Annotated in this window: 22 protein-coding genes; 11 read left to right on the top strand and 11 right to left on the bottom strand. The window is 68.9% G+C overall.

The window, feature by feature from the left end; translation table 11 throughout:
- Position 1 precedes the first annotated feature (1 nt).
- Positions 2–508: a hypothetical protein gene (locus F9C12_RS18390; protein ID WP_409183198.1), complete on the top strand. Its 507-nt coding sequence runs from the start codon at positions 2–4 to the stop codon at positions 506–508.
- 58 nt (positions 509–566) lie between these two features.
- Here the strand turns inward: F9C12_RS18390 and F9C12_RS18385 are convergent, their stop codons facing one another.
- The 4 genes from F9C12_RS18385 to F9C12_RS18370 are packed head-to-tail and all read right to left on the bottom strand — an operon-like array spanning position 567 to position 4492.
- The gene (locus F9C12_RS18385) at positions 567–1712 is read right to left on the bottom strand and encodes an Mrp/NBP35 family ATP-binding protein (RefSeq protein ID WP_409183197.1); all 1146 of its coding nucleotides are present in this window, start codon (positions 1710–1712) and stop codon (positions 567–569) included.
- A 25-nt stretch (positions 1713–1737) separates the two neighbouring features.
- Positions 1738–2235 (bottom strand): DUF1003 domain-containing protein, encoded by a 498-nt coding sequence (locus tag F9C12_RS18380; protein WP_409183196.1) that lies wholly within the window; start codon positions 2233–2235, stop codon positions 1738–1740.
- Positions 2228–3529 carry a magnesium transporter MgtE N-terminal domain-containing protein gene (locus F9C12_RS18375; protein ID WP_409183195.1) on the bottom strand — a complete coding sequence of 434 codons (1302 nt, stop codon included), beginning with the start codon at positions 3527–3529 and terminating at the stop codon, positions 2228–2230. The genes F9C12_RS18380 and F9C12_RS18375 overlap by 8 nt, the downstream gene beginning before the upstream one ends.
- A gap of 57 nt (positions 3530–3586) precedes the next feature.
- The gene (locus F9C12_RS18370) at positions 3587–4492 is read right to left on the bottom strand and encodes an aminoglycoside phosphotransferase family protein (RefSeq protein ID WP_409466695.1); all 906 of its coding nucleotides are present in this window, start codon (positions 4490–4492) and stop codon (positions 3587–3589) included.
- A gap of 95 nt (positions 4493–4587) precedes the next feature.
- On the opposite strand from F9C12_RS18370, the gene F9C12_RS18365 reads away from it, so the two are divergent.
- On the top strand, positions 4588–5472 hold the full coding sequence (locus F9C12_RS18365) for a slipin family protein (RefSeq protein WP_409466694.1): 885 nt from the start codon (positions 4588–4590) through the stop codon (positions 5470–5472).
- Here F9C12_RS18365 and F9C12_RS18360 read toward each other — a convergent pair.
- Positions 5457–6032 (bottom strand): DUF4190 domain-containing protein, encoded by a 576-nt coding sequence (locus F9C12_RS18360; RefSeq protein ID WP_409466693.1) that lies wholly within the window; start codon positions 6030–6032, stop codon positions 5457–5459. The two genes, F9C12_RS18365 and F9C12_RS18360, sit on opposite strands and share 16 nt — an antisense overlap.
- Before the next feature lie 58 nt (positions 6033–6090).
- Positions 6091–6435 (bottom strand): DUF4190 domain-containing protein, encoded by a 345-nt coding sequence (locus F9C12_RS18355; RefSeq protein WP_409466692.1) that lies wholly within the window; start codon positions 6433–6435, stop codon positions 6091–6093.
- A gap of 166 nt (positions 6436–6601) precedes the next feature.
- Between F9C12_RS18355 and F9C12_RS18350 the strand changes: the two genes are divergently transcribed.
- The 6 genes from F9C12_RS18350 to F9C12_RS18325 all read left to right on the top strand — a co-directional run bounded on the left by F9C12_RS18350 (position 6602) and on the right by F9C12_RS18325 (position 12929).
- The gene (locus tag F9C12_RS18350) at positions 6602–7792 is read left to right on the top strand and encodes an acyl-CoA dehydrogenase family protein (protein WP_409466691.1); all 1191 of its coding nucleotides are present in this window, start codon (positions 6602–6604) and stop codon (positions 7790–7792) included.
- A gap of 75 nt (positions 7793–7867) precedes the next feature.
- Positions 7868–8395: a general stress protein gene (locus tag F9C12_RS18345; protein ID WP_167442160.1), complete on the top strand. Its 528-nt coding sequence runs from the start codon at positions 7868–7870 to the stop codon at positions 8393–8395.
- A 249-nt stretch (positions 8396–8644) separates the two neighbouring features.
- Complete coding sequence (locus F9C12_RS18340; protein WP_409466690.1) at positions 8645–9964, top strand: ABC transporter substrate-binding protein; 1320 nt, start codon at positions 8645–8647, stop codon at positions 9962–9964.
- Positions 9961–10908, top strand: coding sequence for a carbohydrate ABC transporter permease (locus tag F9C12_RS18335; protein ID WP_409183188.1), 948 nt, complete (start codon positions 9961–9963; stop codon positions 10906–10908). The genes F9C12_RS18340 and F9C12_RS18335 overlap by 4 nt, the downstream gene beginning before the upstream one ends.
- Positions 10908–11750 (top strand): carbohydrate ABC transporter permease, encoded by an 843-nt coding sequence (locus F9C12_RS18330; RefSeq protein WP_409183187.1) that lies wholly within the window; start codon positions 10908–10910, stop codon positions 11748–11750. The genes F9C12_RS18335 and F9C12_RS18330 overlap by 1 nt, the downstream gene beginning before the upstream one ends.
- A gap of 3 nt (positions 11751–11753) precedes the next feature.
- Entirely contained in the window at positions 11754–12929 is a 1176-nt protein-coding gene (locus F9C12_RS18325) for an ABC transporter ATP-binding protein (protein ID WP_409183186.1), read from the top strand.
- Positions 12930–12972: 43 nt separating this feature from the next.
- Here the strand turns inward: F9C12_RS18325 and F9C12_RS18320 are convergent, their stop codons facing one another.
- Positions 12973–13878 (bottom strand): hypothetical protein, encoded by a 906-nt coding sequence (locus F9C12_RS18320; RefSeq protein ID WP_409466689.1) that lies wholly within the window; start codon positions 13876–13878, stop codon positions 12973–12975.
- A 137-nt stretch (positions 13879–14015) separates the two neighbouring features.
- Between F9C12_RS18320 and F9C12_RS18315 the strand changes: the two genes are divergently transcribed.
- The gene (locus tag F9C12_RS18315; RefSeq protein ID WP_409466688.1) at positions 14016–14510 is read left to right on the top strand and encodes a DUF4265 domain-containing protein; all 495 of its coding nucleotides are present in this window, start codon (positions 14016–14018) and stop codon (positions 14508–14510) included.
- Positions 14511–14652: 142 nt separating this feature from the next.
- Positions 14653–14847 carry a PspC domain-containing protein gene (locus tag F9C12_RS18310; RefSeq protein ID WP_409183183.1) on the top strand — a complete coding sequence of 65 codons (195 nt, stop codon included), beginning with the start codon at positions 14653–14655 and terminating at the stop codon, positions 14845–14847.
- A gap of 114 nt (positions 14848–14961) precedes the next feature.
- Here F9C12_RS18310 and F9C12_RS18305 read toward each other — a convergent pair whose 3' ends face one another.
- The 4 genes from F9C12_RS18305 to corA all read right to left on the bottom strand — a co-directional run bounded on the left by F9C12_RS18305 (position 14962) and on the right by corA (position 18139).
- On the bottom strand, positions 14962–15309 hold the full coding sequence (locus F9C12_RS18305; protein ID WP_409183182.1) for a ClpX C4-type zinc finger protein: 348 nt from the start codon (positions 15307–15309) through the stop codon (positions 14962–14964).
- 54 nt (positions 15310–15363) lie between these two features.
- Complete coding sequence (locus F9C12_RS18300) at positions 15364–16203, bottom strand: chromosome partitioning protein ParB (protein ID WP_409183181.1); 840 nt, start codon at positions 16201–16203, stop codon at positions 15364–15366.
- Entirely contained in the window at positions 16200–16853 is a 654-nt protein-coding gene (locus F9C12_RS18295; RefSeq protein WP_409183180.1) for a metallophosphoesterase, read from the bottom strand. The genes F9C12_RS18300 and F9C12_RS18295 overlap by 4 nt, the downstream gene beginning before the upstream one ends.
- A gap of 197 nt (positions 16854–17050) precedes the next feature.
- On the bottom strand, positions 17051–18139 hold the full coding sequence (gene corA / locus F9C12_RS18290; RefSeq protein ID WP_409183179.1) for a magnesium/cobalt transporter CorA: 1089 nt from the start codon (positions 18137–18139) through the stop codon (positions 17051–17053).
- A 329-nt stretch (positions 18140–18468) separates the two neighbouring features.
- On the opposite strand from corA, the gene F9C12_RS18285 reads away from it, so the two are divergent.
- Complete coding sequence (locus F9C12_RS18285) at positions 18469–18972, top strand: MaoC family dehydratase (RefSeq protein WP_037353308.1); 504 nt, start codon at positions 18469–18471, stop codon at positions 18970–18972.
- Positions 18973–18981 lie beyond the last annotated feature (9 nt).

Here is an 18981-nt window from a genome sequence, read left to right as displayed (position 1 = left end):
TATGTCACGCCGTGCGGCTGCGCTGGCCGGAACGATCGCTGCGGCCGCCCTCGCCGTCGCCGGGTGCAGTGCCGACGACGAGCCCAGCACCAAGGCGCCCGCTACCTACACTTCGGTGCCCGCCCCGGCGATGCCGTCCTCTTCGGCCCCGTCGAACGCTCCGTCGAGCGCTCCCGGCAACGGCGGAGCCACCGGCGAGCAGCCGAACGTGAAGCGCGGCGCGGAGACCGGCGAGGCAGGCGTCGACGTGCTGGTCACCGTCTCCTACCAGGGCGGGAAGGTCACTCCTCCGGCCGGGGTCGTCGACGTCAAGGTCGGCAACAAGGTGAAGATCAAGGTGACCTCGGACAAGTCGCAGAACATCGACGTCCAGGGCCTGCCGGACAAGTCGGCCGACGTGTCCGCGCAGAAGCCCGAGGACATCGACTGGACCGTGACGAAGCCGGGCGACACCAAGGTGACGCTGCGCGAATCCGGCACGCTGCTGGTGACGGTGCACGCTTCCTGAGCGCACGAAAAGAGGCGTGCACCTGGAGAAGGTGCACGCCTCTTGTGCTGCGGGAGAATCAGCGCCCGGCGGGGCTGACGTTCAGCATCATCCCGGCCAGCCCGCGCGCCCGGACCGACAGCTGCTTCGCCGCGTCCTTGAGCACCAGCGAAGCCGGCGCGTCCGGTTCGGCCAGCACGATCGGCGTGCCCTCGTCGCCCTGTTCGCGCAGCCGCGGGTCCAGCGGGACCTGGCCCAGCAGCGGCACCGTGGAGCCCACCGACTTCGACAGCGAATCCGCCACCGTCTGGCCGCCGCCCGCGCCGAACACCTCGATGCGCTCGCCGGCCGGGGTCTCCAGCCACGACATGTTCTCGATCACGCCCGCCACGCGCTGCCGCGTCTGCATCGCGATCGCTCCGGCGCGCTCGGCCACCTCGGCGGCGGCCTGCTGCGGCGTGGTCACCACGAGGATTTCCGCGTTCGGGATCAGCTGCGCCACCGAAATCGCGATGTCGCCGGTGCCCGGCGGCAGGTCCAGCAGCAGGATGTCCAGGTCGCCCCAGAACACGTCGGCGAGGAACTGCTGCAGCGCGCGGTGCAGCATCGGGCCGCGCCACACGACCGGCGTGTTGCCCGGCGTGAACATGCCGATCGAGATCACCTTCACGCCGTGCGCCTGCGGCGGCATGATCATCGTGTCGACCTTGGTCGGCTTCTCGCGCGCGCCCAGCATGCGCGGCACCGAGTGGCCGTAGATGTCCGCGTCCACCACGCCGACCGACAGCCCGCGCTCGGCCATCGCCACGGCCAGGTTCACCGTCACCGACGATTTGCCGACGCCGCCCTTGCCCGATGCCACGCAGTACACCCGCGTCATCGAACCCGGCTGCGCGAACGGAATGACCGGCTCCGCCGCGTCGCCGCGCAGCGATTTGCGCAGCTCGGTGCGCTGCTCGTCGCTCATCACGTCCAGCTCGACCCGCACGTCGGCGACGCCGGGGAGCTTCGAGACGGCCTTCTTGGTGTCCTCGGTCAGCGTCGCCTTCAGCGGACAGCCCGCGACCGTGAGGTAAATCCCGACGGTGACCAGCCCGTCGTCGCCGACCGCCACGTCCTTGACCATGCCGAGGTCGGTGATCGGTTTTTTGATTTCCGGGTCGTACACGTCCTTCAGCGCGGTGCGGACGTCGTCAACGCTGGGGAGCTGCTGTGTACCAGTCACGCTTCCATCGTACGTACTGCCCAGTTCAGCTTTGCTTCGCCTTGCGCGGCTTGGGGTCCACGTCGAGATCGTCGCGCAGCCGGTCGAGTTCGCTGCGCAGGTAGTCGCGGGTCGCGACCTCGCCGATCGCCAGCCGCAGCGCCGCCAGTTCGCGGGCGAGGTACTCGGTGTCGGCCTTGGTCTGCGCGACGCGCGTGCGGTCCTCCTCCAGCGACACCCGGTCCCGGTCGTCCTGGCGGTTCTGGGCGAGCAGGATCAGCGGCGCGGCGTACGCGGCCTGCGTCGAAAACGCCAGGTTGAGCAGGATGAACGGGTACGGGTCCCACCGCAGCGACACCGCGGCCAGGTTCAGCGTGATCCAGACGACCACGATGAGCGTCTGCCAGAACAGGTACTTCCCGGTGCCGAGGAACCGCGCGATCCGCTCGGTGAACCGGCCGAAGGTGTCCGGGTCGATGTTCAGCCGCAGCCGGGCCTGGCTGCGCGGCTGGTCGAGCCTGCGGCCGGTCCTGAGTTCAGCCACGGTCGGCCTCCTGGAGATCAGCACCGTCGGCGACGTCGTGCAGTCCGGTTTCGCGCCAGTCGTCGGGCAGCAGATGGTCGAGGACGTCGTCGACGGTGACGGCGCCGAGCAGGTGGTCCTCGGCGTCGACGACCGGGCCGCACGCCAGGTTGTACGCCGCGAAGTACCGGCTGACCTCGGACAGCGTCGCCTCCGGGCGCAGCGCGGTGAGGTCGGTGTCCACCGCGCTGGCCACCAGTTCGGCGGGTGGTTCGCGCAGCAGCCGCTGGAAGTGCACGACGCCGACGAACCGGCCGGTCGGCGTTTCGGTCGGCGGACGGCACACGAACACCATGCTGGCGAGCGCGGCGGGGAGGTCGGCGTTGCGGATGTGCGCCAGCGCCTCGGCGATCGTCGCGTCCGGCGTGAGCACTACCGGTTCCGGCGTCATCAGGCCGCCGGCGGTGTCCGCCGAATACGCCAGCAGCCGTTTGACCGGCGCGGATTCCTCCGGCTCCATCAATTCCAGCAGCCTGCTCTGCTCGGCCGGGGCGAGTTCGGCGAGCAGGTCGGCGGCGTCGTCCGGGTTCATCGCCTCGAGGATGTCGGCGGCGCGTTCCTCGGCGAGATAGGCCAGCAGTTCCTTCTGGTCGTCCTCGGGCAGTTCCTCGATGACGTCCGCGAGCCGCTCGTCGTCCATCGCGTCGGCGACCTCGTGCCTGCGCTTGATCGGCAGGTCGCGCACGGTCGCGGCGACGTCGACCGCGCGCATCGTGTCGAACAGCATCAGCAGCTGGGCCGCGCCTTGCGGCTGTCCGGTCAGGTCGGTGAGGCCGAGCCCGGAGACCTCGCTCCAGGGCAGCACCCGCATCGCGGTGCGCCGCCTGCCCAGCGCGAGCCGGGTCGACCGCTCGCGCACGGCGAGCTTGGCCAGCACCCAGTCGCGGGTGCGGGTCGGCTCCATCGCCGCGTCGACCACGGTCACCCGGGTGTCCGCGCCGGTGAGCGTCGCGTGCGCGTCGAGGAGCTGGCCGCACACGAGAACCTCGTTGGGCCGCTGGTGGAAATGCCGCATGTTGACCGAACCAGTGGCCAGCGTCACGGCGTTCGGTTCGATCGAGGTGACCCGCAGCATGGGCACGAAGACCCGCCGCCGGGTCGCCAGCTCCACGACCATGCCGAGGATCCGCGGCGGCTGCTGGTCCAGCCGGAGCCCGGCGACGACGTCGCGGACCTTGCCGATCGACTCCCCGTCGGGCCCGAACACCGGCAGACCCGCGAGCTGTGCTGCGTAAACCCGGTTTGTGCCTGCCATGGGGCCGACACTATCGGCTGGCGCCCGAGTGCGCTCGCGCCGCGACTCGGCGAATTCTCAGCCGGCCATCGCCCATCGGGTCAGCACGGGCAGCGCGTCGGCGGAGGGACCGTCGTCGTCCTCGGGCAATCCGCCGAAATCCACCAGGTCCTGGGCGTGCCACAGCCGGTTCTGCACCGCGCGGACGAGCGTCCAGGCCTTGGCGCGGTCGCGGTCCAGACCGCTCGCGGCGAGCTTCGAGTCCAGTGTGGATTCACTGAACCGGTTCCACAGCAACGAAAGCGCGCCGAATTCGAGATCGCCCGCGATCGGCTTCGGGTCGATCACCAGCCACGGTTCGCGCGTGCCGGACAGCACGTTCTCGTAGTGCAGATCGTCGTTCACCAGCGCGTTTCCGGATTCTGGACCGAGATCGCGGCAGACCTCCAGCGCCGCGTCCAGCTCCCGGCGGGGGAGCGGTTCGCCCAGGTCGCGCCACGATCGCGGCAGCTCTTCGAGCAGTTCCTCCGCGACGCCGGACAGCGTGCGGGTGAGCGCGGCGGGCGCGGGCACTGCGAGCCGCCGCGCGAGTTCGCTCAGGATTTCGACGGCGGGCAGCAGCGGTTCGCCCTCCAGCGTCCGGCTGTCGTCGAGCCGTTCCAGCAGCATCGCGCCGTCCTCGGGCGCGGATTCGTGCAGCAGCACCGCTCCTCGACCGGCCCAGGTGGACAGTGCGAGCGGCTCGTCGCGGGATTCTTCTTCCACCCAGCCGAGTTTCAGCACGACGCGGGAGCCGTCCGCGCGCCGGGCGGGCTGGACGACGCCGACGTAGCCGTGCCGGGCGGTGTCCTCGAACTCCAGCTCCCACTTCCGGGCGTACCGCCGCGCGAGCGAGGGCAGCGACGCGAGCCACGGAACGGCTTCCGGACCGAGCACCTTGGGGGCGCGTTCAGCGAAGGCGGGCGGGATTTCCAAAACGGTCACAACGCCCATCCTGGTCGGCCGCGCAAACCGTTTCCGGGGCTGTCGCGCGCGCGTACAGTGAACGGATAAGGGTTTTGGCGAACCCGGGAGCTGCCATGATCGTCGAGGTTGCCAGCGCAGTGGCCGTCGCGGGCGGGGTGTGGCTCGCCTCCGCGGTCCGCGTGGTCAAGCAGTACGAACGCGGGCTGGTGTACCGGTTCGGCCGGGTGCGGCCGCAGGTCCGCGAGCCGGGGCTCGCCTTCCTGCTGCCGGTCGCCGACCGCCTGCAGAAGGTGAACATGCAGGTCGTGACGATGCCGGTGCCCGCGCAGGACGGGATCACCCGGGACAACGTCACGGTCCGGGTGGACGCGGTCGTGTACTTCAAGGTGGTCGACCCGGTGCTGGCCGCGGTCCACGTGCAGGACTACCGGTCGGCGATCGGCCAGGTCGCGCAGACGTCGCTGCGGTCCATCATCGGCAAGAGCGACCTGGACGACCTGCTGTCGAACCGCGAACGGCTCAACGAGGGCCTCGAGCTGATGATCGACAGCCCGGCGCTGGACTGGGGCATCCACATCGACCGGGTGGAGATCAAGGACGTCGCGCTGCCGGAGTCGATGAAACGCTCGATGTCGCGCCAAGCCGAGGCCGAACGCGAGCGCCGCGCCCGCGTGATCTCCGCGGACGGCGAACTGCAGGCGTCGCACAAACTCGCCCAGGCCGCCGCGACGATGGCGGACACCCCGGCGGCGCTGCAGCTGCGGCTGCTGGAGACGGTGGTGCAGGTGTCGGCGGAGAAGAACTCGACGCTGGTGCTGCCGTTCCCGGTGGAGTTGCTGCGGTTCCTGGACGCGCGGACCGACCCCGCGGCGAAACCGGCCGCGAAACCGCCGGAACCGCGCACGTCCGCGGAGTCGGAACCGGAGAAGGTCGGCAACGGCCAGGTCGCCCCGCGCGAGGGCGAGGCCAGCGACGTGCCGGATCAGCTGTCGAGGTAGCCGTTGAGGCCGAGGACCAGCAGCGTCCCGAAGAATCCGACCCACAGCGCGAGCGCCACGTAGCCGAGCACCACGGCCGCCAGCGCCATGGTGCGTCCGCCGGCTTCGTTGCGGCTGGCCTTGGACAGCGCGACGTGTCCCATCGCGAGGCCGGGGACCGCGAGAACGAAGGTCGCCAGGCCGAGCAGCGAGCACACGAGCGCGCCGGTCGCGAGCCCGCTGTCGCTGGTGCGCGGGTACGGCTGGTAGGCCGCGCCGTACGGGGGCGGGGCCGGGAATCCCTGGTACGCGGGCGGCGGCGCGAACGGATCCGGTTGCGGCGCAACAGCCTGCGGCACCGCGGCGGGAGCCGGTGGTTCGCCGGGCAGCACCGCGACCGGGCCGGGGTCGGGCGCGGTCCAGCCCGGCGGCGGAACGGGCGAGCCGGCCTCCGCGGTGGGCGAGAGAGCGTCCGCCGGGGCCTCGTACGGCGCGGGCTCGGCCGGCGGCTCGTACGGAGCGGGGTCCGCGGTCGGCGGCGGGTCGTACGGCGCCGGATCGCGGTCGGACGGAGTGGTCATCGGGGCTCCCTCGGGGTGCCGGGTTCGAAGGACGACGCTACCGGGAATCGCGGCGGCATCAGTCGAAAATCCCGGACTGGACCAGTGCGCGCACGATCAGCGGAGTGACGATGCTCCAGACGATCACCGCCGCGTAGCCGATCACGAATCCGGCGAGCGCCAGCGCGCCGCCGGCGCCGCGGCCGCGCCGGGCCCGGTGGAACGCGACGTGCCCCATCACGATCCCCGCGACGGCCATCGGCGCGCACAGCACGAATCCGGCGATCGAGCAGATCAGCGACCCGAGGGCGAGCCCCGCGCCGGGTGCTGGACCCCGCGGCGGATAGGGCTGATGCTCGTAGGACGGGTGCACGTAGCTGTCGCGGCCGGAGGGCTCGTCCCGGTCCTCGCTGGCCTCGCTCATCGGGATCCTTCTCGCGGTTTCGGGTGGATCAGCGCCTTGTCCGCACCTTAACGGGGGAAACCGGGGCCCGGCGTGAGCACCCTCATAGCCGCTCCGGCGGGAACCAGTCATACTCCCCGGTAACCCAGCGCCGGGAGCCGGCGTCGCCGCCGAAGGGAGCCCAGTGATGGCCCGTCTCGCCCGGACCGCCGGCCTGACTGACGTGCAGCAGGAGATTCTGTCCACGGTGCGGTCGTTCGTGGACAAGGAGATCATTCCGCACGCGCAGGCTTTGGAGCACGCCGACGAGTACCCGGCGGAGATCGTCGAGGGCATGAAGGAGATGGGCCTGTTCGGGCTCACCATCCCGGAGGAGTACGGCGGTCTTGGCGAATCGCTGCTGACCTACGCGTTGGTGGTGGAGGAGATCGCGCGCGGCTGGATGAGCGTGTCCGGTGTGATCAACACGCACTTCATCGTGGCGCACATGATCAAGCAGCACGGGACGCCGGAGCAGAAGCAGCATTTCCTGCCCCGGATGGCGACCGGCGAGGTCCGCGGCAGCTTCTCGATGTCGGAGCCGGACCTCGGTTCGGACGTGGCGGCGATCAAGACCCGGGCGCGGCGCGACGGCGACGATTACGTGATCGACGGCGCGAAGATGTGGCTGACCAACGGCGGTTCCTCCAACCTGATCGCCTTGTTGGTGAAGACGGACGAGGGCGCGGAGAAGGCGCATCAGAACCTCACCACATTCCTGGTGGAGAAGCCGTCCGGGTTCGGCGAGGTGCTTCCGGGTCTGACGATCCCGGGCAAGATCGACAAGATGGGCTACAAGGGCGTCGACACCACCGAAGCGGTGTTCGACGGCTTCAAGATCGGCGCGGACAAGGTTCTGGGCGAGGCTCCGGGCAAGGGCTTCTCGTACATGATGGACGGCGTCGAGGTCGGCCGGGTGAACGTGGCCGCGCGGGCGTGCGGGATCGCGATCCGGTCGTTCGAGCTGGCGATCGCCTACGCGCAGCAGCGTTCGACGTTCGGCAAGCCGATCGCGCAGCACCAGGCGATCGCGTTCAAGCTCGCGGAGATGGCGACCAAGGTCGAGGCCGCGCACCTGATGATGGTGAACGCCGCCCGGCTCAAGGATTCGGGTGCGCGCAACGACGTCGAGGCCGGGATGGCGAAGCTGATCGCCAGCGAGTACTGCGCCGAGGTGACCCAGGAAGCGTTCCGGATCCACGGCGGCTACGGCTACTCCAAGGAATACGAGATCGAACGCCTCATGCGCGAGGCCCCGTTCCTGCTCATCGGCGAAGGCACCAGCGAGATCCAGAAGACCATCATCAGCCGCGGCCTTCTGCGGGATTACAAAGCCTGACCCCGCTTCGCCGGAGTTCGCGCGCTCCGCCGGTTCTTGACAAGATGGAACCCTCGGACCGGACGAGCGCAGGTGATGATGGTGAGCAGTCCCTTTGGTGGCGGTCAGGGCCCGGCCGGGCTGCCGCGGCTCCCGACGCCGCCCACCGGCTGGCCGATCGGGTCGTACTCGACCTACGGCGAGGCGCAGCAGGCCGTCGACTTCCTGGCCGAAAGCGAGTTCGCGGTCACCGACGTGACGATCGTCGGCGTCGACCTGATGCTGGTCGAACGCGTTATCGGCCGGCTGTCGTGGGGCCGGGTGCTCGCCGCGGGCGCGATGTCCGGCGCGTGGTTCGGCCTGTTCGCCGGACTGCTGCTGGGGATGTTCGTCAACCAGGGCGGATTCACGCTGCAGCTGCTGACCGGGCTCGTGCTGGGCGTGCTGTCCGGGCTGGCGTTCTCCGCGATCGGCTACCGCGCCTCGCGCGGCCGCCGCGATTTCTCGTCGGCCAGCCAGCTGGTCGCCGGCCGGTACGACGTGCTGTGCCAGCCGCGCAGCGCCGAGCAGGGCCGCGAGCTGCTCGCGAAGCTGGCGCTGCGCCCGCCGCCCGCGACGGCATAACCGCCCACGGGACTTTTTCACCCGTCTTCCCGATGGTTCGCGCGCACCTGGCTGAATCGTTACCGACCCTGCTTGCGGCCGGTGATCGCCGGGCATAGGTTGACCGACACCGGTTGGCCGGTCGTGTCCTCCAGCGCGGCCTGCCGGCAACTGGCACGTCGGGGTGCTGGCTCGGGTCCGCCTCGCCGCGGCGTGCTTTCTGGGGGCGGTGTCGGAAGGCACCGGGTGCACATGGGCGAGGAGGCTTGGATGGGGAAGAAACGGCCCAGCGGAAAGAAACGGGGGCCTACGCGCGCGGCGGCACTGCTCGCCGCGGGCTTGGTGAGCACCGGCCTGGTGGCGGGGTGCGGAACGGCTTCCGGGACGACGATCAACGTCTACTACTCCCCGGAGGACCATTTCCAGACGGTCGTCGACAACTGCAACAAGACCGCCGCCGGGCGGTACCGGATCGTCTACAACAAACTGCAGCGCGGTTCGGACGACCAGCGGATCCAGATGGCGCGCCGGCTCGCCGCCGGCGACACGTCGATGGACGTGCTCGGCCTCGACGTCACCTGGGTCTCGGAGTTCGCCGAGGCGGGCTGGATCGACGAGTGGACCGGGGAGCACAAGGCGGCCGCGTCCGAGGGCGTGCTGAAGGGCCCGCTGGAAACCGCGACGTATCAAGGAAAGCTGTACGCCGCGCCGAAGAACACCAACGTGCAATTGCTCTGGTACGACGACCGCATCACCCCGGCCCCGCCGAAGACGTGGGACGAGATGATGCAGATGTCGCAGCGGCTCAAGAGCGAGCACAAGCCGTATTCGATCGTGTTCACCGGCGCGCAGTACGAGGGCCTGGTCGTCATCTACAACACGCTGGTCGAATCGCTCGGCGGGCACATCCTGTCCGACGACGGGAAATCCGTCGTGATGGACGAGGGCGCGGTGCAGGCGCTGGAGCTGCTGAAGAAGATCACGTCGTCGGGCATCACCGACGCGTCGCTGACGAACCAGAAGGAGGACGACGTCCGGCGGACGTTCCAGCGCGGCGACGCCGCGTTCGAGCTGAACTGGCCGTTCGTGTACGCCTCCTACGCCGAGGAGAAGCCGAAGGACCTGTCGCACTTCAAGTGGTCGGTCTATCCGCAGGCGAAGCCGGGCATTCCGGCGAAGAGCACGATCGGCGGGTTCGACCTGGCGGTGAGCGCCTACTCGCAGCACAAGCCCGAGGCCTACGAAGCGGCGTTGTGCCTGCGCAGCAAGGAAAACCAGAAGGTGTCCGCGATCAACGACGGGGTGCCGCCGACCATCGAGTCGGTGTACCACGACGACACCCCGGTGGACCCGGCCAAGCCGGTGTCGGCGGACAACCCGAACATGGCCGAGAAGTACCCGATGCGCGACGCCATTCTGTCGGCGCTGAAAACCGCCGCGGTGCGCCCGCTCACGCCGGTGTACCAGAACGCGTCCACGGTGATGTCGAAGATCCTTTCCCCGCCGTCGGCGATCGATCCGCAGACGACCGCGCGGAAACTGCGGGAACAGCTCGATGACGCGCTCCAGTCGAAGGGAGTGATCCCGTGACCGTCCAGGATCCCGCCGCGCCCGCCCACGAAGCGGCGCACCGCAAGGGAAAGCCCGCGCTTTCCGAGGGCAAGAAGGCCGAACGGCGGCTCGGGCTGTGGCTTTGCGCGCCCGCGTTCCTCGTGATGATTGCGGTGACCGGGTACCCGATCATCTATTCGGTCTGGCTTTCGCTGCAACGCTACGACCTGCGGTTCCCGGCGAAGCACGAGTTCATCGGCTTCGACAACTACGCCGCGGTGCTCACGAATTCCTACTGGTGGACCGCCTTCGGCACCACGATGTTCCTCACCGTCGTGTCGGTGGCGATCGAATTCGTGCTCGGCATGGGGCTCGCGCTGATCATGCACCGCACGCTCGTCGGCCGCGGACTGGTGCGCACCGTCGCGCTGATCCCGTACGGCATCGTGACGGTGGTGGCCGCGTTTTCGTGGTACTTCGCCTGGACGCCCAAAACCGGGTACCTGGCGAACCTGCTCGGCGAAGGCGCCGCGCCGCTGACCGACCAGTGGCCGTCGCTGTTCATCATCATCCTCGCCGAGGTGTGGAAGACGACGCCGTTCATGGCGCTGCTGCTGATGGCCGGGCTGGCGCTGGTGCCGGACGACCTGCTGAAGGCCGCGGCGATGGACGGCGCGACCGCGTGGCAGCGGTTCACCAAGGTGATGCTGCCGGTGATGAAACCGGCGATCCTCGTCGCGCTGCTGTTCCGCACGCTCGACGCGTTCCGCATTTTCGACAACATCTACGTGCTGACCGGCGGCGCGCAGGACACCGGATCGGTGTCCATGCAGACTTACGACAACCTGGTCAAGGGGCTCAACCTCGGGATCGGCTCCACGATGGCGGTGCTGATCTTCATCACGGTGGCGATCATCGCGTTCCTCTTCATCAAGGTGTTCGGCACCGCCGCGCCCGGCACGGACGACGGGGGGAAGCGCTGATGGCTATCGGAGGTGCGGTCACCACCGGCCGCAAGGTCGGCTGGGGCCTGCTCGACATCCTGGTGCTGGTGTTCGCGATCGTCCCGGTGCTGTGGGTGCTTTCGCTGTCGTTCAAGACGAAAGCGACGCTCACCGACGGCAATTTCATCCCGACGGAATGGACGCTGCAGAACTACGCGGACATTTTCCAGACCACGGAGTTCCTGCACGCGCTGGTGAACTCGATCGGCATCGCGGTGATCTCCACGGTCATCGCGGTGGTGCTGGGCACGATGGCGGCGTACGCGATCGCCCGGCTGGATTTCCCCGGCAAGCAGGTGCTGGTCGGGCTTTCCCTGCTGATCGCGATGTTCCCGCAGGTATCGCTCGTCACCCCGCTGTTCAACATCGAACGCGGGCTCGGCCTTTTCGACACCTGGCCGGGGCTGATCCTGCCCTACATCACGTTCGCGCTGCCGCTGTCGATCTACACGCTGTCCGCGTTCTTCCGGGAAATCCCGTGGGAGCTGGAAAAGGCGGCGAAAATGGACGGCGCGACGCCGGCCCAGGCGTTCCGGAAGGTGATCGCGCCGCTGGCCGCGCCGGGCGTGTTCACCACGGCGATCCTGGTGTTCATCCTCTGCTGGAACGACTTCCTGTTCGCCATCTCGCTGACGTCCACCGAGTCGTCGCGCACGGTGCCCGCCGCGTTGTCGTTCTTCACCGGGTCCTCGCAGTTCGAGGACCCGACCGGCCAGGTGTGCGCGGCCGCGGTCGTGATCACGGTGCCGATCATCCTGTTCGTGTTGTTCTTCCAGCGTCGCATCGTGGCGGGGCTGACGTCCGGTGCGGTGAAGGGCTGACCCATGGCTGAAATCGTTCTCGACAAGGTTTCCAAGCGCTATCCCGACGGCGCGCTCGCGGTGTCCGAAGTGGACATCACGATCGCCGACGGGGAGTTCATCATCCTGGTCGGCCCGTCCGGCTGCGGGAAGTCGACCACGCTCAACATGGTCGCCGGCCTGGAGGACATCTCCTCGGGCGAACTGCGCATCGACGGCAAGCGGGTCAACGAGAAGGCCCCGAAGGACCGGGACATCGCGATGGTGTTCCAGTCGTACGCGCTGTATCCGCACATGAGCGTGCGGGAGAACATGGCGTTCCCGCTTCGGCTGGCCAAAGTGGACGACAAGATCGTCCGGTCCAAAGTGGAGGAAGCGGCGAAGATTCTCGACCTGACCCAGCATCTCGACCGCAAACCGGCCAACCTGTCCGGCGGGCAGCGGCAGCGCGTGGCGATGGGCCGGGCGATCGTCCGCAACCCCAAGGCGTTCCTGATGGACGAGCCACTGTCCAATCTGGACGCCAAACTGCGCGGGCAGATGCGGACGTCGGTGTCGAAGATCCAGAAGCAGCTCGGCACGACCACGCTGTACGTCACGCACGACCAGACCGAGGCGATGACCCTCGGCGACCGCGTCGTGGTGCTGCGGGCCGGGTACGTGCAGCAGATCGGTTCGCCGCAGTTCCTCTACGACAACCCGGCGAACCTGTTCGTGGCCGGGTTCATCGGCTCGCCGTCGATGAACTTCGTTCCCGCGACGCTGGAGAACGGCCAGCTGCGCAGTTCGCTGGGCATCACGCCGCTGACCGACCGGATCCGCCGGATGGCCGAGGCGGCGAACGCCCCGCGCGAGGTGATCATGGGCATCCGCCCGGAACACTTCGAGGACGCCGCCCTGGTCGAATCGGGCCGCGAGGGCGCGACCTTCACCGCGCACGTGGACGTGCTGGAGTCGATGGGTTCGGAGAAGTTCGCGCACTTCACCGTGGACGGCGAAACCGCGACCTCGGCCGAACTCGCGGAACTGGCCGCGGACAGCGGTTCGGCCGACGTCCCCGGCGCGGAATCGCTGATCGTCGCCCGGCTGTCGGCCGAATCGGCGGCCGCGGAGAACCAGGACCTGCAGATCTGGTTCGACGCGGACAAGGTGAAACTCTTCGACCCGTCCGACGGCCGGAACCTCACCTACTCCGACTGACCTAGCGGTCCGGGAAGGACTTCACGGAGCCCTTCCCGGACGCTCAGGGGATCCGCGAAAAGATCGTCGCCGCGGCGGTGCGGGCGGCGGGGCAAGCCGCCTCCCCGCCGGCGCCGCTGGTGTCGACCACGCTCACTGTCGCCTGCTCCGCGCGCCCCGGCGTGGCGGGGGAGGGCTGCACCGTCCGCACCCGGCAGAACGCCCCGTCGGCCGCCACCCGGGCCACCCGGTTGCCGAGCGTCTCCGCCGGCCCCGCCGGAGCCTGCCGCACCACCGCGAACTCCAGGCTCACCTTGTCGAGGATGCAGGAATGCCCGGCGAGCCCGGCCGTCGCGTCGCCGCCCTGCGCCCCGGACGCGCTGAGAATCGCGCACGAATCCACCCGCCCCCACGAGCGGTCCGGCAGGTGCGGATGCCGCACCCGGTTGCCGGACACCGCGTCGAGCACGCCGCCGACCACGTCGTCCGCAGCGGTGCACCGGTCCTCGGCGCTGCCGCGGTCGTCGCCGTCGGTGATCGAAACGGCCAGCCGGACCCCGTCGGCGAACGTGATCGCCCGCCCGCACGTGCGTTCCGGCACGAAACCGGCCTGCTGCACGGAAACCCCGTCCGGCACCTTGCCCGGATACGCGTAGGCCTGCACATTGGGATCGCGCTCGGCGGCGAGCGGACCGATGGTGACCGTCCGGGGGCGCCCGGCCTGCACGAAATCCGCCTGGCACGCGGTGAACGACGAATCGGGCGTGTCGGCAGTGGAGTTCTTGAGCCGCTTCGGGTCCAGCAGGCTGCAGTAGTCGAGCGTGGCGAAGTCCCCGAGCGCCGAGATCGCGGTCAACGGCACCGGCGCGGACTGCGCCTGCTCCGTCGTCGGGGCAGACTCCGCGGAACATCCGGCTCCCGCGAGAAGCACCGAACAGCCGACGGCGAGGACTCCGAGTGGGTTACGCACGGGGTGCAGTATCACCGTGAGTGGCGAAAAATCCAGCCCCCGCCGGGAAATCCCACACTTCGCTGAGTCATCACCGCTGGTCGGAGACGTTCCGGGGAACCCGTTTCGCCGCACGACGGCGATGGCAAGCTGTCCCAGTGCCCCGTGCTCTCGATCAGCCGTCCCCCGTCAAGGTCGTGTTCGAACTCCCGCCCGAGGACGACGATTGGCCGCCGGTGAGCCGGGAAGGGCTGTGGGCGGTTCCGCTCGACCGCCCGGACCACGTCCGGCTGGCTAACGTTCCCTGGTTCGCCCGGAACGCCGCCGAGGGCGACGTTTTCCGCGTCGAACGGGACGAGGAGGGCGTGCTGCGGCCGGTCGAACGGCTGGAGTGGTCCGGGAACTGCACGATCCGGTTGATTGTCCGGGCGGACGGCCCGTTCGCGGGCGACCTGGGCCGAGTGATCGACCACTTCGCCCCGTTCGGCTTCGAGGGCGAAGGGCTCAGCCAATTCGCCATGGTCGGGTTCACGGTCCCGCCGGGAGCGGACCTCGCCGGCGCGAAGCGTGCGCTCGAAGCGGGCAAGGCGGACGGTTCCTGGGCCTACGAGGAGGGCTGCGTCAGTGAGGAATGGCTGGCGGCAGGCCGCTGACCTGCGAGTTCCCTTGCCGACCCCGAGGTGCTCCCCTACCGGACCCCACCCCCTTAGGGGTCCGGATCGTCCCGCGGAGCGATGTGCCCGGCCGCCGCACGTGGTGACATAGAGGTACGAACCCAAACGGGAGGGGAACACGATGTCCGCACCTGTCACCAACCGGCTGAGCCGGCCGCGAGAGGGGCGCATGATCGGCGGCGTCTGCGCCGGGCTCGCCCGTCGCTTCGGGACCACGCCGGGCAAGGTCCGGGTGCTCGCGCTGCTGTCGTGCCTGCTGCCGGGGCCGCAGTTCGTCGCGTACCTGATCCTGTGGGCCGTCATCCCCAGCGACTGACCTGCCGACGCGAGGCCGGGCGAGCTGCCTTGAGGGGGGACGGCTCGCCCGGCTGGCCACCAGCCACTGAGATCGATCGGCCCTCTTCCGCCGTCACACGGGAGGGGGCCGGTCTCATTTCCGCTCGGCGGAAAACCGCTCCCAGGCCGATTGCCGCGTCACCCCGAGCGCCTCGCCGATGCGTGCCCATGCCACGCCGCGCGTCCGCAGCAAATCGACCTGCTCCTGGATCCGCGCGTCCGTCTGCGCGCTGACCTTCGCCATCCGCGGGATGCTCTCCAGGATCTCCTCGTCCGATTTCCGCTCCCAGAGCGTCACCTCGGGCGTCCCCGGCTCGTGTTTCCCGGCCAGGATCTGTGCGCAGAGTCCGACGCAGCCGTCGCAGATGTAGACCCCCGCGCCGGCGATCAGTTTGGCCACCTCGTCGGCCGGTTTGAGGCAGAACGAGCAGTACGAAGTCATCGCGAACCTCCCAGTGTCAGGACTAGCCTGACACGTCAAGGTCGGCCTGACAAGTCACTGCTGGGACCGCAGCGTTTCGATGACCTCCTCGTCCCAGCGGTGCGTCCGGATCAGCCGGTACCGCTCGCACGCGACCCACAGATACGCCTCGGCCTCGGTGCGGTCGCCGATCAGATCGGCCTGCCGCAGCATCGCCACCACCGGCGTGAATTCCTCGTCGAACCAGCGTTGCGCGATGGTCGCGCGGTCGGTGAACCGGCCTTCGTCCTGCATGAGCCGGAAACCCCACGCTTCGACGTGCTCGCCGAGCTGGGCGTAGTTCCACGGATCCGTCATCAGCACCGAGGCGCGGGCGTGCCCGGACAGCGGGACTCGTTCCAGGAACAGCCGCCGGTAGTCCTTCACGATCAGGTCGCCGCGATACCGGATGCCGCTCGGGTTCAGCTTGGTGCGCACGACCGTCACCGAAGCTTCTATTGTGGACAGTCCCTGCGCCAGCGCGACGGAAACCCGGTGGTGGCCGTCGATGATGAAGTGCAGCTCGCCGACCCGGTACACCTCGATCGGCGGGATCGCCTCGCCGCGGCGGGCGGCCAGCGCGAGGCGTTCCCAGCGTTGCCGGACGCGAGCGGAGGTCGGGCGGAAGCGGCGGTCGAAATCGCGGCTCCGGTCGACGGTGCCGACGATCGAGTCCAAGGCGATCACCCGGGTCCCGATCCGCGCCTCGCTGACGTAACCGAGCGCCTGCACCACCTCGTGGAACGGCAGCATGATGTTGACGTCGTCGGGTTCCCGGCGCAGCCACGTGGAAAGCCGGGACAGCACCTGCCGACGGCGGGCCCGGAGGAAGTCGTTTTCGGCGTCGGCGCGCGGGAAACCGGTCGGTCGGGTCATCGCGGGAACTCCATCACCTGATAGCCCACCACATTGCGGATCCGGGTGCGGCCGGCCACGCGGTCGGGCACCGGTTCGCCGTGCGGATGGATGTGTCCGTGCAGCAACCATTGCGGTCGCAGGGTCTCGATCGTGCGGTGCAGACAGGTGAAACCTTGGTGCGGCGGGTCTTCGCGGTCGCCGAGATGCCGCGGCGGCGAATGCGTCAGCAGGATGTCGATTCCGTTGCCGTCCCGCCATTTCCGCCACCGGAACCGCCGCTCCAGCCGCCGGGCGCGGCGCGCCTGCTGCCGTTGCGTCCACTGATTCGGGCCGTCGCGGTAGCGGATCGAACCGCCGAGTCCGGCGATCCGCAGCCCGGCGACGTCGACGATCCGGCCGTCGGCGTTGATCCCGCCCGCGGGGCCGGGCCATTCGGTCGGGAAACCGTCCTTCATGGACAGTCCGCCGTAGCGGGTGAAGCCGCTCAGGTCCGGGTCGTGGTTGCCCGGGACGAACACGCACGGCACGTCGAGCATGCCGGCGAGGAACTCGAGATACGCGAACGGCAGATCGCCGGCGGCGACGACGAGGTCGACCCGCAGCGAGCGGACCGCGGGGGTCCACAGCCGCTCGTCGGCCTCGTCGGCCACCACCAGCGCTTTCGGCATGCGCCAAGGTTACGGCGCGCGCGGCGTCACTTCATGCCGTGCGCGAACCCGGGGTTGAGCGCGATCATCGCGACGATGCCGACGATCCAGACGAGGCACAGCGCGAGAGCCCAGAACTTGAGGTTGGACAGCAACCGGGACATGACGAGACAAACCTCCTGCAACCGGGGGAAGAAAAGGGGGACCGCGAGGGGCGGCTACAACCAGCCGTTCTTCCGGAATATTCGGTACAGCAGCAGACAGATCGCGAGAATGACCGTGACCACGATCGGATAGCCGAACTGCCAGTGCAGTTCGGGCATGTAGTCGAAGTTCATGCCGTAGATGCCCGCGATCATCGTGGGCACCGTGATGATCGCCGCCCACGCGGTGATCTTGCGCATGTCGGTGTTCTGCTGCAGCGAGATCTTCGCGACGGTCGCGTCGACCAGGGTGCTGAGCAGTTCGTCGAACGCCGCCACGCGTTCGGACACGGTGGCGAGGTGGTCGGCGACGTCGCGGAAATACGACCGCACCTCGTCCGGCACCAGCCGCGTGTAGCCCTCGGCGAGCCGCGACACCGGCGTGGCCAGCGGGACCACCGCGCGCCGCAGTTCGAGCACTTCCCGCTTCATCAGGTAGATCTGCTCGGCGCTCACCGACGACCGCGGCGCGAAGACCTGCGCCTCGATCTCGTCGATGTCCGCCTCGATCCGGCTGGTGACCTCCAGGTAGTGGTCGACCACGTGGTCGGCGATCGCGTGCACGACCGCCGCCGCGCCGAGGGACAGCCGCTCCGGATCCTCGTCGAGGTCACGGCGCAGCCGGGCCAGGCCGGAGTGGTTGCCGTGCCGGACGGTGATCACGAAATCGCGGCCGAGGAACACCATCAGCTCGCCGGTTTCCACGATCTCGTTCGCCGTGGTCGGCGACTGGTGCTCGACGTAGCGGACTGTCTTCAGCACCAGGAACAGCGTGTCGTCGTAGCGCTCCAGCTTCGGCCGCTGATGTGCCTCCAGCGCGTCCTCGACGGCCAGTTCGTGCAGGCCGAAGGTGTCCGCGATGCCCTGGATCTGGTCGGAATCGGGCTCGTGCAAGCCGATCCAGACGAAACCCGCGTGCCGCTTGCGCACCTCGCGGATCGCCTCGGCGTGCGTCCAGCGTCCGGGCAGCCGCTTGCCGTCGACATACACCGCGCAGTCGACGACATAGGCCGACAGCGGCACCGGGATCGGCCGGTCGAGATTGGCCTTGGCCCGGTTGTTGCCGCGGCCGCGAAGGCCGCCTAGCGAGGGAATGGCAGGCATGGGTTCTCCTGGGCAGACGTCGTGAAGCACGAAGACGACGGCCAGGCGGACTGCGGCGTCCGTCCGGCGGCACCGTGAGTTCCCGGACGCGGGCCTACCAGGAGGAAAAACGGCCGGCCGGCGAGGCGGGAACGCACGTACTACTAGGGAGCGGACTATCACCACTGCTCATGAGCGGTCCCTCACCTCCTTTCGGCCGGGGCACGCCAAGGCGTGCGAAGTGGCAGGGGTCGCGTTGACGCGCGATCACCGATGGTCGAGGGTACTCCTCACCACGGATACGTGTCGCACCTGGTTCGGCAGGTGTTACCCGGACAGGAGGCGCAAGCGTGCAATTCGGCCGGTATTACGAGGAGTTCGAGGTCGGCGCGGTCTACAAGCACTGGCCCGGCAAGACCGTCACCGAATACGACGACCATCTGTTCTGCTTGCTCACGATGAACCACCACCCGCTGCACCTGGACGCGCACTACGCGGGCGAGACGACCGATTTCGGCAAGAACGTCGTGGTCGGCAACTACATCTACTCGCTGCTGCTCGGCATGTCGGTGCCCGACGTGTCCGGGAAGGCGATCGCCAACCTCGAGGTCGAATCGCTCAAGCACGTCAAGCCGACGTTCCACGGCGACACGATTTACGGCGAGACCGAGGTGCTCGACAAGACCCCGTCGAAGTCCAAGGACGACCGGGGAGTGGTGTACGTCGAGACGCGAGGGTACAAACAGGACGGCACCATCGTGTGCATTTTCCGGCGCAAAGTGATGGTGCCGAAGCGGTCCTACGGCGACACCCGCGGCGGGGAGCAGCCCGGCCGTCCGACGCCGCACGAGTGATCGATCCGC

It is taken from the genome of Amycolatopsis sp. GA6-003 (assembly GCF_046267895.1).
Classification (GTDB): Bacteria; Actinomycetota; Actinomycetes; order Mycobacteriales; family Pseudonocardiaceae; genus Amycolatopsis.
This window is presented reverse-complemented; position numbering and strand designations above follow the sequence as displayed.

Coding starts and splice junctions, on each gene's coding strand:
- F9C12_RS18390 (WP_409183198.1), top strand. CDS start 2: ATGTCACGCCGTGCGGCTGCGCTGGCCGGAACGATCGCTGCGGCCGCC.
- F9C12_RS18355 (WP_409466692.1), bottom strand. CDS start 6,435: ATGAGCGAGGCCAGCGAGGACCGGGACGAGCCCTCCGGCCGCGACAGC.
- F9C12_RS18350 (WP_409466691.1), top strand. CDS start 6,602: ATGGCCCGTCTCGCCCGGACCGCCGGCCTGACTGACGTGCAGCAGGAG.
- F9C12_RS18365 (WP_409466694.1), top strand. CDS start 4,588: ATGATCGTCGAGGTTGCCAGCGCAGTGGCCGTCGCGGGCGGGGTGTGG.
- F9C12_RS18305 (WP_409183182.1), bottom strand. CDS start 15,309: ATGACTTCGTACTGCTCGTTCTGCCTCAAACCGGCCGACGAGGTGGCC.
- F9C12_RS18300 (WP_409183181.1), bottom strand. CDS start 16,203: ATGACCCGACCGACCGGTTTCCCGCGCGCCGACGCCGAAAACGACTTC.
- F9C12_RS18345 (WP_167442160.1), top strand. CDS start 7,868: ATGATGGTGAGCAGTCCCTTTGGTGGCGGTCAGGGCCCGGCCGGGCTG.
- F9C12_RS18325 (WP_409183186.1), top strand. CDS start 11,754: ATGGCTGAAATCGTTCTCGACAAGGTTTCCAAGCGCTATCCCGACGGC.
- F9C12_RS18360 (WP_409466693.1), bottom strand. CDS start 6,032: ATGACCACTCCGTCCGACCGCGATCCGGCGCCGTACGACCCGCCGCCG.
- corA (WP_409183179.1), bottom strand. CDS start 18,139: ATGCCTGCCATTCCCTCGCTAGGCGGCCTTCGCGGCCGCGGCAACAAC.
- F9C12_RS18340 (WP_409466690.1), top strand. CDS start 8,645: ATGGGGAAGAAACGGCCCAGCGGAAAGAAACGGGGGCCTACGCGCGCG.
- F9C12_RS18310 (WP_409183183.1), top strand. CDS start 14,653: ATGTCCGCACCTGTCACCAACCGGCTGAGCCGGCCGCGAGAGGGGCGC.
- F9C12_RS18330 (WP_409183187.1), top strand. CDS start 10,908: ATGGCTATCGGAGGTGCGGTCACCACCGGCCGCAAGGTCGGCTGGGGC.
- F9C12_RS18375 (WP_409183195.1), bottom strand. CDS start 3,529: ATGGCAGGCACAAACCGGGTTTACGCAGCACAGCTCGCGGGTCTGCCG.
- F9C12_RS18295 (WP_409183180.1), bottom strand. CDS start 16,853: ATGCCGAAAGCGCTGGTGGTGGCCGACGAGGCCGACGAGCGGCTGTGG.